Below are 16,250 nucleotides of genomic sequence, written 5' to 3'. Positions count from 1 at the left end.
CGCCATGCAATACATCCGTCTCGGCAACTCCGGCCTGCAGGTCTCCAAGCTGTGCCTGGGCACCATGAACATGGGTACCCCGGACTGGAAGCCGTGGATCTTCGACGAACAGCGCAGCGAACCGATCGTGAAGCACGCACTGGACGCCGGGGTCAACTTCATCGACCTGGCCGACTTCTACTCCGCCGGCGTCGGCGAGGAAGTGGTGGGGCGCATCCTCAAGCGCCTGGTGCGCCGCGAGGACATCGTGGTCACCACCAAGGTCGGCTACGGCACCCGCCAGGGCATCAACGCCAGCGGCCATTCGCGCAAGCACATCATGGACAGCATCGACGCCTCCCTGGCGCGCCTGGGCATGGACTACGTCGACATCTACATGCTGCATTTCTATGACCTGAACACCCCCGTGGAAGAGGCGATGGGCGCGCTGAACGACATCGTCCGCGCCGGCAAGGCCCGCTACATAGGCGTATCCACCATGCTCACCGGGCAACTGGCGAAAATCCTCATGGCCTGCGAGCGCAACGGCTGGGTCAAGCCGATCAACATGCAGCTGCAGCTCAACTGCGCCTACCGCGAGGAAGAGCGCGAGATGATCCCCTTCTGCCGCGACCAGGGCCTCGGCGTCTCGGTGTTCAGCCCGCTGGCCCGCGGCCTGCTGACCGGCGATGCGCAATCCACGCGCAACCAGACCGACTTCTTCACCCAGCAGATGTACGCCGACGAGGCCTCCTTCGAGATCGCCCGCTCGGTGCAGCGCGTGGCCCAGCGCCGCGGCGTGAGCAACGCGCAGGTCGCCCAGGCCTGGGTGCTCAACCACCCCGGCGTGGACTGCATGCTGGTCGGCGCCGACACCACGGCGCAGTTCGACAGCGCCCTGGCCGCCCTGGAGACGCGCCTGGACGAGGAAGAACTCTACGAGCTGGAGCGCAACTACACGCCCTGCGACCTGATCAACGACTACACCGCCGGCAAGCGCATCCTCCGCGTGGCCCGGCCGATGCGCGAGACCTTTTCGCTGACGGAGGCCGTGGCATGAGCGCACTGCTGAAAGCCGGCCACTACATCGACGGACAGTGGCACAGCGGCGGCCCGACCTACGCGGTCCGCAACCCGGCCACCGGCGAGGTGATCATTGAGGTGCCGCGCGGCGGCGCCGAGGAAACCAACGCCGCCATCGCCGCCGCCGAGCGCGCCCTGCCGGCCTGGCGCGCTCTGCTGGCCAAGGAGCGCGCGGCGCGCCTGCGCCGCTGGGCCGAACTGATGCTGGCCAGCCAGGACGAACTGGCGCGCCTGCTCAGCCGTGAGCAGGGCAAGCCGCTGGCCGAGGCGAAAGGCGAGGTGGCCTACGCTGCCAGCTTCCTCGAATGGTTCGCCGAGGAAGCCAAGCGCGTATACGGCGACGTGATCCCTTCGCCCAAGGCCGACGCGCGCATCGTCGTCACCAAGCAGCCGATCGGCGTGGTGGCCGCCATCACCCCGTGGAACTTCCCCCTGGCCATGGTCACCCGCAAGGTCGGCCCGGCTCTGGCGGCGGGCTGCACGCTGATCCTCAAGCCCTCGGAAGAGACGCCGCTGTCGGCCTTCGCCCTGGCCGTGCTGGCCGAACAGGCGGGCATCCCGGCCGGCGTATTCAACATCGTCTCCGGCGACGCCCCGGCCATCGGCGGCGCGCTGCAGGCCTCGGGCGTGGTGCGCAAGCTGTCGTTCACCGGCTCCACCCGCACCGGCAAGCTGCTGATGCGCCAGGCCGCGGACACCCTGAAGAAGGTCTCCCTGGAACTGGGCGGCAACGCGCCCTTCATCGTCTTCGCCGATGCCGACCTGGACGCCGCGGTGCGCGGCGCCATGGCCTCGAAGTTCCGCAACACCGGGCAGACCTGCGTGTGCGTCAACCGCTTCTACGTGCAGGACGAGGTGTACGAAGCCTTCACCGCCAAGCTCGCCGAAGCGGTGCGCGCGCTGCGCGTGGGCAACGCCCTGGAGGGCGAGACCGAGCAGGGCCCGTTGATCAACGAAGCGGCCCTGGCCAAGGTCGAGCAGCACGTCGGCGACGCCCTGGAGAAGGGCGCCCGGCTGCTCTGCGGCGGCCAGCGCCATGCCCTGGGCGGCACCTTCTACGAGCCTACGGTGCTGGCCGAGGCGAACGCCGGGATGCTGATCGCCGGCGAGGAAACCTTTGGCCCGGTGGCCGCCTGCTTCCGCTTCCGCGACGAGGCCGAGGCGCTGCGCCTGGCCAACGACACGCCCTACGGCCTGTCCGCCTACTTCTACAGCCGCGACATCGGCCGCGTCTGGCGCATGGCCGAGGGCCTGGAGGCCGGCATGGTCGGCATCAACGAAGGGATCATCTCCACCGAGGTGGCACCCTTCGGCGGCATCAAGGAGTCCGGCCTGGGCCGCGAGGGCTCCAAGTACGGCCTCGACGACTACCTGGAGATCAAGTACCTGCTGCTCGGTGGCCTGTCCGACTGACGCCGCCCCGCATACAGCCGCGGCCACGCCGCTAAGGAGTTCCGCCAACCGCCGCCGCCCCGACCGGTGCGGCGGTCATCCTTCCGTTCAGACAACAAGAAAAAACTCGGAGACGATCATGTCGGGTAACACAGTCAGAATCGATGACCTGCCCATCGGCAGGTTCCACATCAAGATCGCCGGCCTCACCTTCGGCGCCCACTTCACCGACGGCTACATCCTCGGGCTGATCGGCATCGCCTTCACCCTGATCAACCCGCAACTTAACCTCGACCCCTTCTGGCAGGGCCTGATCGGCAGCTCGGCGCTGCTCGGCCTGTTCTTCGGCAGCCTGTTCTTCGGCTGGATTTCCGACCACCTGGGGCGGCAGAAAATCTTCCTCATCAGCTTCGTGCTGATCACCCTGGCCTCGCTGCTGCAGTTCTTCGCCGAGACGGCGCTGCAACTGTTCCTCTGCCGGGTGCTGATCGGCATCGGCCTGGGCGGCGACTTCAGCGTCGGCCACGCCATGCTCGCCGAGTTCTCGCCGAAGAAGCACCGCGGCGTGCTGCTGGGCTCCTTCAGCGTGATCTGGACCTTCGGCTACGTCGCCGCCACCTTCGTCGGCACCGCCATGCTCGGCCTGGGCGACGACGCCTGGCGCTGGATGCTGGCGTCCTCGGCGATCCCCGCGGCCATGATCCTGATCGCCCGCATCGGCACCCCGGAATCGCCGCGCTGGCTGGTGCACAAGGGCCGTGTGGAAGAAGCGCGGGCCATAGTGCGCAAGCACCTGGGCGCGCACGTGGTGCTCGACGACGAGATCGCCGAGGAGCACAAGGGCGGCTTCCGCCAGCTGTTCAGCGCGCAGTACCGCAAGCGCACCGCGTTCAACTGCCTGTTCTTCATCTGCATCGTCATGCCGTACTTCGCCATCTACACCTTCCTGCCGTCGATCCTGCAGAAGATGGGCCTGGCCGAGGGCTTCGGCACCGAGATGCTGCTCAACGCGCTGCTGGTGGTGGGCGCCCTGCTGGGCATCTGGTGCACGGTGAAATTCACCCGCCGCGGCTTCCTCATCGGCGCCTTCCTGATCCTCTCCGCCGCGCTCTTCCTGCTGGTGCTGCTGCCCGGCAGCCTGGCCTGGCTGATGGTGGCGACCTTCGGCCTGTTCACCCTGGTGCTCTCGGCGGTGAGCAACCTGGTCGGCGTCTACCCGGCGGAAAGCTTCCCCACCGAAGTGCGCGCCGGCGGCATCGGCCTGGCCACCGCCGCCAGCCGCCTGGGCTCGGCGCTGAGCACCTTCCTGCTGCCGGTCAGCGTGGCCGGCATCGGCCTCAACCCGACCATGGCCATCCTCGCCGGCATCCTCCTGTTCGGCGCGCTGATCTCCATGGCCTGGGCGCCGGAGACCAAGTACCTGACGCTGACCGATGCCGGCAAGGGCGAAGGCGAGGCGGGGCCGGCGCAGCCGGCGGCGAAGGTGATGGCGGTGCTCTAGCCGGCCGTGTCAGGGAGCCTGCGGTGAAGGGGCTCCCTGTTCAGGTTGGGAGGCGAAATGGCTTTTCTCCCATTCCCGATCGGGACGTTTCGGACATGGAGCGGGGATGCATGCGCTGTATGAGCTTGTGCAATAATTGAGCACTGCACGAGGTGCTCATGACTGCAAAAGCGAAGACAGGGAAGGAAAGAAAGGCTATCCAGCCCGGAGCTGTTCCCATTGAAGTGCCTGTTACCGATCCTGAAGAGACCGGACGCTACCTGCATGTCCATCTGGACGACGAGGAAGAGCAGAAGAATCTCTATGCCGCCATCATTCGTGCCGCGGACATGAAAAGCCCGGAAATCGTGGCGGAACATATCGAGCCATACAATCATGCCATGCGGAGTTTCCAATACAGCAGCAGTCGGATTGCGAGCGCCTTGTCCGAAGCGGTGAGAGGTCATGAGCCGATGCACGTGGCGTCGCTCCAGGCGAGGGATGCGTCACGGGATACCGATCGATTCGCAGCTTGTGGTGAGACGGTTCTGAATGTCCGACGGGCACTGGACATGCTGGAGAACCCACCGAAGGCTAACAAGGCCTTGAAGAAGATCCTCTCGCTGCGCTGACTGCTGGCGCTAAGAAGAATGAATGGATTTCATCACTGTCGACTTCGACAAGTCGGTGAACCGCAGGACGTTTGACTGCGTCTCTCCAGACCTCAACGACTACATCGTCAAATACGCCTCCCAGGATCAGAAGCGCCATCTGTCCAGGACATTCCTGGCGCTGGGAAGGGAGCGAACGCTCCTCGGGTACTACACGCTGGCGAGTACGTCGGTTCGCCTCGAGGACGTGGCCGAGCAGGAGCGGAAACGGCTCCCGCGCTATCCGCTTCCGGCAGTGCTGCTGAGTCGTCTGGCAGTGGATAGGTCGTGCCAACGGCAGGGGTTGGGGCAACGACTACTCGCTGATGTATTTCGCCGCCTCTATGCAATGTCGAAGCATGCCGGTATCGCTTTCCTGGCAGTCGACGCCAAGGATGAGGCGGCGGCAAGGTACTACAAGTCGCTGGGTTTCGAATCTTCCGATATGGACCGGTTACGCCTGGTGTATCCGACAGCGCCTCTTTTTGAAGAGCTAGCCCATCAGGATTCGAGCGGGCGGCCCCCAGCTACCGGCATCCGTAAGTAGATACCGCTAGGCACCTCAGGCTGTTCTGGAGGTGCCATCCGGCAACGGCGGATAACGCTTCGCGTTATGCGCCCTACGGTCGGGGGATGTCCTGCTCCAGGCGCCTGGTCGAAGAGGGCCACGCCGAGGGTGCCCTCCAGGGCTGCCAGGCGCCGGGAGACGGCCGCGTGGCCTTAGGGGCTCATCAGCCCGCGGATGCGCCGGGTGAGGTCGTCCAGCTGGCGCAGGGTGCCGACGTCGTGGGCGCGTTCGTCGTCCGCCTGCGACAGGCCCAGGGCGACGTTGGCCAGGGCGTGGACCCGCGCGGGTTCCACGCCCAGCACGTGGGCGACGCGCTTGGCGGTGGCGGTGTCGTTCAGGGCTTCCTGGGCTGCGTCGAGCAACTCCTTCAGCAGTCGCTCGTCCAGCAGGTTCAGTGTGTGCTTGATAGACATGATCGGGTCCTTGCGGTGGCGATTTCCGGCGTCCGTGAGCGGGGGCGGACTCCAGCGCATGATCTTGGACCGCCATGCCTTTGGGAGGAGCGCGAAGGCCTGTGCAATTCCTCCGAGTCGGACGGGGGAGATTTCCACGCGAGGGGCGAAGCTGTCGGCAAATCCTCAAAACGGCTAGGGATTGCTCATCAGTTCCAGCCAGTCCTGGAAGCGCTGCACCTTGGACAGGCCGCGCTTGTCGGCGGGGATGTCCAGCCAGTAGCCGTAGGGGCCGAGCACTTCCACCGGGGTGATCGGCAGCAGGCTGCCGGCGGCCAGTTCGCGTTCGATCATCTGCCGGTCGATCACCGCCAGGCCGCCGCCGGCCAGGGCAGTGTGGATGACCTGGTCGAGGGTGCTGAACTCGATGCCGCTGCCGGCGTCGACGTCGTTGCGGCCGACGGCTTCCAGCCAGTTCTCCCAGACCTTCAGGCGTTTGCCCTCGTGGAGGATGTGCAGCAGCGGGTGGGCGTGCAGCTCCGGCGGGCGTTCGCCGTCGAACAGTTCCGGGCTGGCCACGGCGATGTGCCGTTCCATCACCAGCAACTGGCTGTGGCAGTGGGCGGCGGCCTCCAGGCCGAAGCGGATGCGGCAGTCCAGCTCGCCGGGGTTGTCCGCGTCCTGGGCGTTGGTCACGCTCAGGCTGATGTCCGGGTAGCGCTGCAGGAAGCTGCGCAGCCGCGGCGACAGCCAGCGCGTGCCCCAGGTCGGCGGCGCGAGGATGCGCAGGCGCTGGCGCAGGTTGGGCACTCGCACCGCCTGCAGGGCGCGCTCGATGCGGTCGAAGGCCTCGCCCAGGTGCGGCGCCAGGGCGCTGCCGGTCTCGGTGAGGGTCAGGCCGCGCGGCGTGCGCACGAACAGGCTGACGCCCAGGTAGTCCTCCAGTTGCTTGATCTGCCGGCTGACCGCGCCCTGAGTGACGTTGAGCGCCTCGGCGGCGCGGTTGAAGCTGCGGTGGTGGGCGACTTCCTCGAAGACCCGGAGCATGTTCAGGGGCGGCAGGCTGCGCATGGGGCGGCTTCCGAAAGGGCGCGCGGGGTGGCGCGCGCGGGCTGGTCGTGGTGCGCCGATTCTAGCGCCGGGGCCGGTTCTGCAAACATGCGTTTTTCTCCGGTTCGCCCGGCGATTTAGTCGTTTGTGCGCGGCTTGCGCCAGGGGCTAGTTTCGGCCGCGCACAAGGTGTGGGGGGAGTGTCCGCGCCGGTGCGCCGAATAACGACAAGAACTTCGCCGAGGCTTTCCATTGTGGCCAGATTTCCCCTGCCGCGCCGCTGTGCGCACCTGCTGTTTCCCGTTCTGCTGACTTGCAGCGCCGCCGCCCTGGCGGTGCCGGTAACGGACGAACTCGACGTCGGCGGCGCCATCCGCGCGCGCTTCGACCACGACCCGGACCGCGACATCGACAAGGCCGGCTTCGACACCCTGATGCTGCGCGCCACCTATACCTCCGATAGCTGGATAGGCGCGGCGCGCTACCGCTTCTACGGCAAGCAGTATCCCTACCAGTACACCGACCACATCGGCGACGTCGCCTTCGCCGAGTACGCCTGGGTCGGCTACCGCTTCGACGCCGAGCGCCAGGTGCAGGTCGGCCTCAACCAGATTCCCTTCGGCCTGCAGCCGTTCTTCGGCAGCACCTTCTACGAGACCCTCGGCAACGTGGTGGGCCTGGAGGACGTCTCGGCGGTGGGCGCCAAGTACATCCAGCAGCAGGGCGACTGGAACCTGCAGGCGGGCCTGTACGGCCGCCCGGCCTGGCCGGGGCGCGGCACCAGCAACGGCAGCACCTACTCCACGGTGGTGACCTCGGCCGACGACTACGTGCCCGGGGGCACCCGCAACCAGGAACGGCAGATCGTGGTCGCGCGCCTGGCGCGCTCGCTGCAGCTGGGCGACTGGAAGTCCGAGGTGGGCGTGTCGGCCCTGACTTCGCGCCTGGAGAACAAGGACACCCACGACGCCGGCCGGCGCAACGCCTACGCCCTGCACTACCTGGGGCAGAACGGCCCCTGGGGCGTGCAGCTGCAGGCCGGGCGCCAGCAGATGTCGCCGCGCAACCCGGGCAGCGACGAGGTGGTCAGCTTCGGCGGCTACGACGGCACCTTCAACGTCGCCAGCCGCGGCAACCTCTACGTCGGCGACCTCAGCTACAGCTTCCCCGGCACCTTCGTCGGCGGCTGGGTGAGCGGCATGAAGGTGTACGGCAACTACAGCCGCTTCGACAAGTCGGCCAGCGGCTTCGACGCCTCCGAGCGCTTCATCCTCGGCACCTCGTTCTCGGTGCGTTCCTTCTACATCGCCGTGGAATGGCTCAACGGCCGCAACGACCCCTACATCGGCGGCAGCAGCTACACCGACAGCCTGGCCCAGGGTGGCACCGACCACTGGGAGAACCAGCTGTACGCCAACGTCGGTTATTACTTCTGAAAACCTGTCTACGACCTGCTGCGCGTCGGCATAACTGCGTTGAAGACAGGCGAGGAATGCTCATTTAGCGGCCTAAACTCCGCTTCCTCGCCTGTCTTCGCCTTGTTCTGCTCTAGCTCGCGAGGTCGTAAACAGGTTTTGAGTGAGGAGCCCTTGCGGCCGCGGTGACTCCGCGGCCGCTGCCATACTCCAATGCGCATGCCGCGTCCAACGGGGGCGCGAGGGGAGGGCCAGCGATGAAGCGCAAGATCCCGGCGCTCAATGCACTCAAGGCGTTCGAGGTGGCCGGCAGCACCGGCAGCTTCACCCGCGCCGCCGAACTGCTCAACGTCACCCAGAGCGCGGTCAGCCGCCAGGTGCGCCAGTTGGAGGAGCAGCTCGGCGAGCCGCTGCTGCAACGCCGCCACCACCACCTGCAACTGACCGACGCCGGGCGCATGCTGCTGCGCGCGTTGCAGCAGTCGTTCGACCGTATCGAGCTGACGGTGCGCGGCATCCAGCAGCGCCAGCACCTCAACCGCCTGCGCCTGAACGCCCCGCCGACCTTCGCCAGCCGCTGGCTGCTGCCGCGCCTGGGGCGCCTGCGCGAGGCCCATCCGGGGCTGGAGGTGACCCTCACCACGCACTTGCAGGACAGCCTGGCCGAGACCGGCACCCTGGACTGCGCCATCCGCTTCGGCAACGGCGAGTGGGAGGGCCTGGACAGTTCGCTGCTGATGCACGAGAAGCACATCGCCGTATGCGCGCCGGGCCTGCTGGCGCAGCGTGAGGAACCGGAGCAGGGGATGCCGCTGAACGGCATGACCCTGCTGCACGTGCTGGCCCGCGATGACCAGCGCTACCTGACCTGGCGCCACTGGCTGGACGCGGCGAAGATCCAGGGCGTCGACCTGCAGGGCGGCTACGAGTTCGACCTGCTGGACATGGCCATCCGCGCCGCCATTGACGGCCTGGGCGTGACCATGGCCGACCGCCAGATGGTGGCCCGCGAGCTGGTGGCCGGGCAGTTGGTGCAGCTGCTCGACGTACAGGTGGACGGCCACCAGTCCTACTGGTGGGTGAGCCGCCCGGGGCAGGAACTGCCGGAGCACGTGGAGCGCTTCCGCGACTGGCTGCTGGAAGAGGTGCGCCTGGCCGAGCGCAGCCTGGACAACGCCGCGCACATCGTCAGCCCGCGCTGAAATGCCGCCGGGTAACATGCGGAAAACGCAGGTTGCCCGGCATTATTAATCGTTTGTCCGGCCTGCCGCGCCTGTCGAAACTTGGCCATCCAAGAACGACAAGAGTGTTTCCCATGCCTGCCCGCACCCGCCTGCCGGCGCGGCCTAGCGCCCGCCCCGCGTCGCTCCTGTCGTTCCTCCGCCACCGCGCTGCTTGAACCACAGGAATACCCATGCGTACTGACCAGAACTTCATCGACGGCCGTTTCCGCGACTGCTCCGTGGCCGCCCGCATCGCCGTGTCCGACCCGGCCACCGGGGCCTGCATCGCCGAGGTGCCGGCCGCCAGCGAGGCCGAGGTGCGCCAGGCCGTGGAAGCCGCGCAACGCGCCCAGCGCGACTGGGCGAAGCTGCCGGCCATCGAGCGCGGCGAATACCTGCGGCGCTTCGCCGAGGCCATCGAGCGCAATGCCGCACGCATCGGCGAGGCGCTGGCCCGCGAGTCCGGCAAGAGCCTGCAGGACGCCACCAACGAGGCCGTCTACGCCGCGCAGATCACCCGCTACCACGCCGAATGGGCGCGGCGCATCGAGGGCGAGGTGATCCCCAGCGACTCCCGCGACGAAACCATCCTGCTGCAACGCGAGCCGATCGGCGTGGTGGCCTGCCTGATCCCCTTCAACTACCCGGTCTACACCCTGCTGCGCAAGGTCGCCCCGGCGCTGATCACCGGCAACACGGTGGTGGTGCGGCCGAGCAACAACACCCCGACCTCGGCCTTCGAGATCGCCCGCGCCGCCGCCGAGGCCGAGCTGCCGGCTGGCGTGTTCAACGTGCTGACCATGGTCCACGAGGTCGCCGCCACGCTCTGCCAGCACCCGGCGGTGGGCATGATCACCCTGACCGGCAGCGTCGGCGCCGGGCGCACCGTGCTCGACTACTGCAAGGCCAACATCGCCAAACCGTCGCTGGAACTGGGCGGCAAGACCCCGGCGATCATCGAGGCCGACGCCGACCTGGAGCAGGCGGCCAGCGCCATCGCCGCCTCCAAGACCACCCACTGCGGCCAGTTGTGCACCGCCATCGAGCGCGTGTACGTGCAGGCCAGCGTGCACGACCGCTTCCTCGCCCTGCTGCGCGACAAGCTCGCCGCGGTGCGCAGCGGCGACCGCAGCGAGGACCCGAGCCGCATGGGCCCGCTGGTCAACGAACGTTCGCGCCAGGAAATCCATGCCAAGGTGCAACGCGCCCTGGCCGAAGGCGCGGTGCTCGAGTGCGGCGGCGTGCTGCCGGAAGGGCCGGGCCACTTCTACCCGGCCACCCTGCTGAGCAATTGCCGCCAGGACATGGAGATCGTCCAGGAGGAAATCTTCGGCCCGGTGCTGCCGGTGCTGCGCTACGAGAGCCTCGACGAAGCCCTGGCCATGGCCAACGACCACCAGTTCGGCCTGTCCTCGGTGCTCTACAGCGAGAACTACCGCACGGCGATGAAGGTGGCCAACGCCATCGAGGCCGGCGAGCTGTACGTCAACCGCACCCCCGCCGATCCCTACCAGGGCTTCCACGCCGGCTGGAAGCGCTCGGGCCTGGGCGGCGACGACGGCAAGCACGGGATGCTGGAGTTCACCCAGACCCGCCTGGTGGTCCTGAAGTACTGACGAGCCGCGCCGGGCGCCTGCCTGCGCCCGGCGCGCGCCGCGCTTTTCCGACAACCCGCCGGTGCCAGCGCCGGCCACGAGACGCATGATGAAAAAAACAATAAGTGCAGAGGCCATGCCCATGGCCGTTCCGTCCAGCGCCAACCTGTCGCGCTACCTGCAACTGGCGTTGCTGGTGCTCGCCGCCGGCGCCATCTACCCCATGCTCTACCTGCGCCAGGTGTACCAGAGCACCATGCTCGAGGCCCTGGCCATCAGCAACAGCGAGCTGGGCTACCTGTATTCCATCCTCGGCAGCGCCTTCCTGGTCAGCTACCTGCCCAGCGGCTGGCTGGCCGACCGCATCTCGCCGCGCTACCTGATCAGCTTCTCGCTGCTGGGCACCGGCGTGCTGGGCCTGTGGTACGCGCAGCTGCCCGGCTTCCAGGCGCTGCTGGCGATCTTCTGCGGCTTCGGCATCACCACCGGGCTGACCTTCTGGGCCTCGCTGATCAAGCGGGTGAACATGCTCGCCGGCGAGGCCGAGCAGGGCCGCTTCTTCGGCGTGCTCGACGGCGGCCGCGGGCTGGTGGAGGCGCTGCTGGCCACCGTGGCCATCGCGCTGTTCGCCTATGTCACCGAGACCCGCGGCGAGCGCAACGCCGAGGGCCTGCAACTGGTCATCCACCTCTACGCCGCCTGCTGCATCGTCCTCGGCGTGGTGCTGATGATGCTGCGCGACCCCCGGGGCGTGCGCGGCGAGCGCGCCGCTTCGGGCAAGGGCAACCTGCTGGAAGACCTGCGCACCCTGGCGCGCATCCCCGAGCTGTGGCTGGTGACCGCCATCGTCTTCTGTGGCTACCACTTCTTCTGGGCCACCTACAGCTTCTCGGCCTACCTGCAGGAAGGCGGCTTCGGCCTCAGCGCGACCATGGCCGGGCTGATCACCACCATCAAGCTGTGGATGCGCCCGGTTGGCGGCATCGGCGGCGGCTGGCTGGGCGACCGCTTCTCCAAGACCGGGGTGCTGACCTGGGCCATGCTGCTCTCGGCCCTGGGCATGCTCGGCCTGGTGCTGCTGCCGAGCCTGCACGTGCTCGCGGTGCTGGTGTTCCTGGTGATCTTCATCGGCCTGATGACCTACGCCATCCGCGGCCTGTACTGGGCCATCCTCGACGACTGCCACATTCCGCTGCGCGTCACCGGCCTGGCCATCGGCATCATTTCCCTGGTCGGCTACTCGCCGGACGTGTTCCTGCCGCTGCTCAACGGCTGGATCACCGACCGCTTCCCCGGCTTCGTCGGCTACCAGATCTACTTCTCCTACGTCGTGGCGGTGGGCCTGCTGGGCGTGGTCGCCACCCTGATCCTGAAGAAACGCATCGACAAGAGAGCGCGCCAAGCATGAAAGTCGTCTCCCTGCAGACCCACGTGGTCGCCGTCCCGCCGCCGCACATCGGCGGCATGTACTGGCTGTTCGTGACCCTCAAGACCGACTGCGGCATCGAGGGCGTCGGCGAGATCTACGCCGCCACCTTCCACCCCAGGGCGATGGTCCCGGTGATCGAGGACGTGTTCCAGCGCTACCTGCTGGACCAGGACCCGCACCACATCGAGCGCTTCTTCCGCCGCGCCTACTCCAGCGGCTTCACCCAGCGCCCGGACCTGACCATGATGGGCGTGGTCAGCGGCCTGGAGATGGCCTGCTGGGACATCGTCGGCAAGGCGGCGAACAAGCCGGTGTACGAGCTGCTCGGCGGCAAGGTCCACGAGCGCCTGCGTTCCTACACCTACCTGTACCCGAAGAATGCCCAGGGCGAGTACGACTATTCCGACCCGGACCTGGCCGCCGAATGCGCGGTGCACAACATGAACCTAGGCTTCACTGCGCTGAAGTTCGACCCGGCCGGTCCCTACACGGCGTTCTCCGGCCACCAGCTGTCGCTGGAGGTGCTGGAGCGCTGCGAGACCTTCTGCCGCAAGATCCGCGAAGCGGTGGGCAACCAGTGCGACCTGCTGTTCGGCACCCACGGGCAGATGGTGCCGTCCTCGGCCATCCGCCTGGCCAGGCGCCTGGAGAAGTACGACCCGCTGTGGTTCGAGGAGCCCATTCCGCCGGGCCAGGAAGAGGCCATGGGCCAGGTCGCGGCCAAGACCAGCATCCCCATCGCTACCGGCGAGCGGCTGACCACCAAGTACGAGTTCTTCCGCCTACTGCAGGCCGGCGGCGCGTCCATCCTGCAGATGAACGTGGGGCGCTGCGGCGGCCTGCTCGAAGGCAAGAAGATCGCCTCCATGGCCGAGGCCTTCTACGCGCAGATCGCCCCGCACCTGTACAACGGCCCCATTGGCGCGGCGGCCAGCTTCCAGTTGGCGACCTGCACGCCGAACTTCCTGATCCAGGAAAGCATCGGCACCTGGGACGGCTTCCACGCGGAAATCCTCAAGAAGCCGCTGCACTGGGAAGACGGCTACATCATCCCCTCCAGCGAGCCCGGCCTGGGCGTGGAACTGGACATGGACGTGGTGCGCCGGCATTCCCCCTACACCGGCGAGCGCCTGCACCTGCAGATGGGCCCGGACCCGGTCGACGTCAAGGACAACGCCCCGGCCAAGGGCTGACACCCGCGCCCGCGCCGGCCGGCGCGGGCCCCCTTACTTGCGGTACGAGATTCATGACTTACGACTACATCATCGTCGGCGCCGGCTCGGCCGGCTGCATCCTGGCCAGCCGCCTGAGCGAGTCCGGCGAGTACAACGTCCTGCTGCTGGAGGCCGGCGGCAAGGATTCCTCGCCCTGGTTCAAGGTGCCGGTGGGCTTCGCCAAGCTCTACTACAACCCGACCTTCAACTGGATGTACTACAGCCAGCCGCAGCAGCAGCTCGCCGGCCGCCAGCTGTATGCGCCGCGCGGCAAGGTGCAGGGCGGCTCCGGCTCGATCAACGCGATGATCTACGTGCGCGGCCAGGCCCACGACTTCGACGACTGGGCGGCCAACGGCAACGACGGCTGGTCGTTCAAGGAGGTGCTGCCGTACTTCCGCAAGCTGGAATCGCACCCGCTGGGCGACAGCGAGTACCACGGCGGCAGCGGGCCGATCCGCATCAGCCCGATGAAGGGCCACACCCACCCGATCTGCGATGCCTTCCTCGAGGGCTGCGAGGAACTCGGCTACCCGCGCAGCGAGGACTTCAACGGCGCGCACTTCGAAGGCGCCGGCATCTACGACGTCAACACCCGCGACGGCCAGCGCTGCTCCAGCAGCTTCGCCTACCTGCACCCGGCGCTGGACCGGCCGAACCTGAACATCGAGCGCCACGCCCAGGTGGAACGCGTGCTGTTCGACGAGAACAGGCGCGCCGTCGGCGTGAGCCTCAGCCAGCATGGCGTGCAGCGAGAATTCCGCGCGCGCCGCGAAGTCATCCTGGCGGCCGGCGCGGTGGATTCGCCGAAGCTGCTGCAGCTCTCCGGCGTGGCCGACCGCGAGTTGCTGCGCCAGCACCACATCCCGGAAGTGCTGCACCTGCCGGCGGTGGGCAAGAACCTCCAGGACCACCTGTGCGTCAGCTACTACTACAAGGCCAACGTGCGCACCCTCAACGACGACTTCGGCTCGCTGCTGGGCCAGGCCAGGCTGGGCCTGGAGTACCTGTTCACCCGCAAGGGCCCGCTGTCGATGAGCGTTAACCAGAGCGGCGGTTTCTTCCGTAGCGACGACGAGCAGGCGCACCCGAACCTGCAGCTGTACTTCAACCCGCTGTCCTACCAGATTCCCAAGAGCAGCAAGGCCAGCCTCAAGCCGGAGCCGTACTCGGGCTTCCTGCTGTGCTTCAACCCGTGCCGCCCGACCAGCCGCGGCGAAGTGCGCATCGCCTCGAAGAACCCGGCCGACGCGGCGCTGATCGACCCCAACTACCTGAGCACGCAGAAGGACATAGACGAGGCCATCCAGGGCAGCCGGCTGATCCGCAGGATCATGAACGCACCGGCGCTCAAGGCGGTGACCGTGGAGGAAGTGCTGCCGGGTGCGGCGGTGCAGTCCGACGAGGCCATGCTGCAGTACTTCCGCGAGAACTGCGGCTCCATCTACCACCTGTGCGGCAGCTGCGCCATGGGTGCCGACCCGCAGTCCAGCGTGGTCGACAAGCGCCTGCGGGTGCACGGCATCGAGGGCCTGCGCGTGGTGGATGCGTCGATCTTCCCCAACGTCACCTCCGGCAACACCAACGCGGCGGTGATGATGGTGGCGGAGAAGGGCGCCGAGCTGATCCTGGAGGATGCCCGCCTGGTCCGGGCCGAAGCGCCGCAGCGCCTGGCGGTGTAGTAGCGGCCTATTACCCGCCGTGGCGGGGAGTGGCTAACCTGTCTGGCATGCCCGGCCGCCCATGGCCGGGCCCCTGCCCGGAGGAATGCTGCGATGGCCGCGAAGAAGATCCTGATGCTGGTCGGCGACTACGCCGAGGACTACGAAACCATGGTGCCCTTCCAGGCGCTGCAGATGGTCGGCCACGTCGTCCACGCGGTGTGCCCGGACAAGAAGGCCGGGCAGAGCGTGCGCACCGCCATCCACGACTTCGAGGGCGACCAGACCTACAGCGAGAAGCCGGGGCACAACTTCGCCCTCAACGCCGACTTCGCCACGGTTCGCGCTGAAGACTACGACGCGCTGCTGATCCCCGGCGGCCGCGCCCCGGAATACCTGCGCCTGAACGCCAAGGTGATCGAACTGGTGAAGGCCTTCGACGCCGCGAAGAAACCCATCGCCGCCGTCTGCCACGGCGCCCAGCTGCTGGCCGCGGCCGGCGTGCTGAAAGGCCGCTCCTGCAGCGCCTACCCGGCCTGCGGCCCGGAAGTGAAGCTGGCCGGCGGCGAATACGTGGACATCCCGGTGGACGCCGCCCACATCGACGGCAACCTGGTCAGCGCCCCGGCCTGGCCGGCGCATCCGGCGTGGCTGGCGAAGTTCCTCGAAGTGCTCGGCACGAAGATCAGCCTGTAGACTGGCGAGCGCGCCTAAAGAAGGAGGCAGAGCATGTGCGAACTCTACGTGAAGGCCGATCCGATCCTCTACGAGTCGCGCTCCCGGTCCCTGCGCATCCGCGGCGTGGTCACCACCCTGCGCCTGGAGAACCAGTTCTGGGACATCCTGCGGGAGATCGCCGAAGTGGACGGCATGACCACCAACCAGCTGATCGCCAAGCTCTACGACGAGGTGATGGACTACCGCGGCGAAGTGGTCAACTTCGCCTCCTTCCTGCGCGTGAGCTGCACCCGCTACCTGGCCCAGCGCCGCGACAACATCGTGGAGCTGAGCCGGGTGCCGCGCAGCGCCTGATCCCCGCTCCTACATGGGAATGCCGCAGGTGGCGCTTTTCGTAGGATGGCGTTGAGCGAAGCGATACCCATCAGCGCAACCGCATGG

At 67.5% G+C, this 16,250-nt stretch carries 15 protein-coding genes; 13 read left to right on the top strand and 2 right to left on the bottom strand.

Features of this window, described 5'->3' with window-relative positions; genetic code table 11:
- Positions 1–4 precede the first annotated feature (4 nt).
- The 5 genes from PcP3B5_RS25805 to PcP3B5_RS25785 all read left to right on the top strand — a co-directional run bounded on the left by PcP3B5_RS25805 (position 5) and on the right by PcP3B5_RS25785 (position 5,131).
- Positions 5–1,039 carry an aldo/keto reductase gene (locus PcP3B5_RS25805; RefSeq protein WP_009615753.1) on the top strand — a complete coding sequence of 345 codons (1,035 nt, stop codon included), beginning with the start codon at positions 5–7 and terminating at the stop codon, positions 1,037–1,039.
- Positions 1,036–2,475 carry an NAD-dependent succinate-semialdehyde dehydrogenase gene (locus PcP3B5_RS25800; RefSeq protein WP_061562753.1) on the top strand — a complete coding sequence of 480 codons (1,440 nt, stop codon included), beginning with the start codon at positions 1,036–1,038 and terminating at the stop codon, positions 2,473–2,475. Before PcP3B5_RS25805 ends, PcP3B5_RS25800 begins: the two co-directional genes overlap by 4 nt.
- Before the next feature lie 118 nt (positions 2,476–2,593).
- Positions 2,594–3,955, top strand: a complete 1,362-nt coding sequence (locus tag PcP3B5_RS25795) for an MFS transporter (protein ID WP_061562752.1) — start codon at positions 2,594–2,596, stop codon at positions 3,953–3,955.
- Positions 3,956–4,113: 158 nt separating this feature from the next.
- Positions 4,114–4,566: a hypothetical protein gene (locus tag PcP3B5_RS25790; RefSeq protein ID WP_009615760.1), complete on the top strand. Its 453-nt coding sequence runs from the start codon at positions 4,114–4,116 to the stop codon at positions 4,564–4,566.
- A 22-nt stretch (positions 4,567–4,588) separates the two neighbouring features.
- Entirely contained in the window at positions 4,589–5,131 is a 543-nt protein-coding gene (locus PcP3B5_RS25785) for a GNAT family N-acetyltransferase (RefSeq protein WP_024128431.1), read from the top strand.
- A 173-nt stretch (positions 5,132–5,304) separates the two neighbouring features.
- Here the strand turns inward: PcP3B5_RS25785 and PcP3B5_RS25780 are convergent, their stop codons facing one another.
- Both PcP3B5_RS25780 and PcP3B5_RS25775 read right to left on the bottom strand, forming a co-directional pair.
- Complete coding sequence (locus PcP3B5_RS25780) at positions 5,305–5,565, bottom strand: hypothetical protein (protein WP_009615762.1); 261 nt, start codon at positions 5,563–5,565, stop codon at positions 5,305–5,307.
- Between the two features lie 174 nt (positions 5,566–5,739).
- The gene (locus PcP3B5_RS25775) at positions 5,740–6,615 is read right to left on the bottom strand and encodes a LysR substrate-binding domain-containing protein (RefSeq protein WP_009615764.1); all 876 of its coding nucleotides are present in this window, start codon (positions 6,613–6,615) and stop codon (positions 5,740–5,742) included.
- Between the two features lie 233 nt (positions 6,616–6,848).
- Here PcP3B5_RS25775 and PcP3B5_RS25770 point away from each other — a divergent pair, with 233 nt between their 5' ends.
- The 8 genes from PcP3B5_RS25770 to PcP3B5_RS25735 all read left to right on the top strand — a co-directional run bounded on the left by PcP3B5_RS25770 (position 6,849) and on the right by PcP3B5_RS25735 (position 16,163).
- The gene (locus PcP3B5_RS25770; RefSeq protein WP_061562751.1) at positions 6,849–8,030 is read left to right on the top strand and encodes a porin; all 1,182 of its coding nucleotides are present in this window, start codon (positions 6,849–6,851) and stop codon (positions 8,028–8,030) included.
- Positions 8,031–8,266: 236 nt separating this feature from the next.
- A complete protein-coding gene (locus tag PcP3B5_RS25765) occupies positions 8,267–9,211 on the top strand; it encodes a LysR substrate-binding domain-containing protein (RefSeq protein ID WP_043273317.1) in 945 nt (314 codons plus the stop codon).
- A gap of 212 nt (positions 9,212–9,423) precedes the next feature.
- Positions 9,424–10,848 carry an aldehyde dehydrogenase gene (gene aldA / locus PcP3B5_RS25760; RefSeq protein WP_061562750.1) on the top strand — a complete coding sequence of 475 codons (1,425 nt, stop codon included), beginning with the start codon at positions 9,424–9,426 and terminating at the stop codon, positions 10,846–10,848.
- An 88-nt stretch (positions 10,849–10,936) separates the two neighbouring features.
- Entirely contained in the window at positions 10,937–12,235 is a 1,299-nt protein-coding gene (locus tag PcP3B5_RS25755) for an MFS transporter (protein WP_420820147.1), read from the top strand.
- Complete coding sequence (locus PcP3B5_RS25750) at positions 12,232–13,449, top strand: mandelate racemase/muconate lactonizing enzyme family protein (RefSeq protein ID WP_061562748.1); 1,218 nt, start codon at positions 12,232–12,234, stop codon at positions 13,447–13,449. The genes PcP3B5_RS25755 and PcP3B5_RS25750 overlap by 4 nt, the downstream gene beginning before the upstream one ends.
- 53 nt (positions 13,450–13,502) lie before the next feature.
- Positions 13,503–15,152, top strand: a complete 1,650-nt coding sequence (locus tag PcP3B5_RS25745) for a GMC family oxidoreductase (RefSeq protein ID WP_061562747.1) — start codon at positions 13,503–13,505, stop codon at positions 15,150–15,152.
- Between the two features lie 93 nt (positions 15,153–15,245).
- Positions 15,246–15,827, top strand: a complete 582-nt coding sequence (locus PcP3B5_RS25740; RefSeq protein WP_061562746.1) for a DJ-1/PfpI family protein — start codon at positions 15,246–15,248, stop codon at positions 15,825–15,827.
- Between the two features lie 33 nt (positions 15,828–15,860).
- Positions 15,861–16,163 carry a ribbon-helix-helix domain-containing protein gene (locus PcP3B5_RS25735; protein ID WP_009615780.1) on the top strand — a complete coding sequence of 101 codons (303 nt, stop codon included), beginning with the start codon at positions 15,861–15,863 and terminating at the stop codon, positions 16,161–16,163.
- Positions 16,164–16,250 lie beyond the last annotated feature (87 nt).

The organism is Pseudomonas citronellolis (genome assembly GCF_001586155.1).
GTDB classification, from domain to species: Bacteria; Pseudomonadota; Gammaproteobacteria; order Pseudomonadales; family Pseudomonadaceae; genus Pseudomonas; species Pseudomonas citronellolis.
This window is presented reverse-complemented; position numbering and strand designations above follow the sequence as displayed.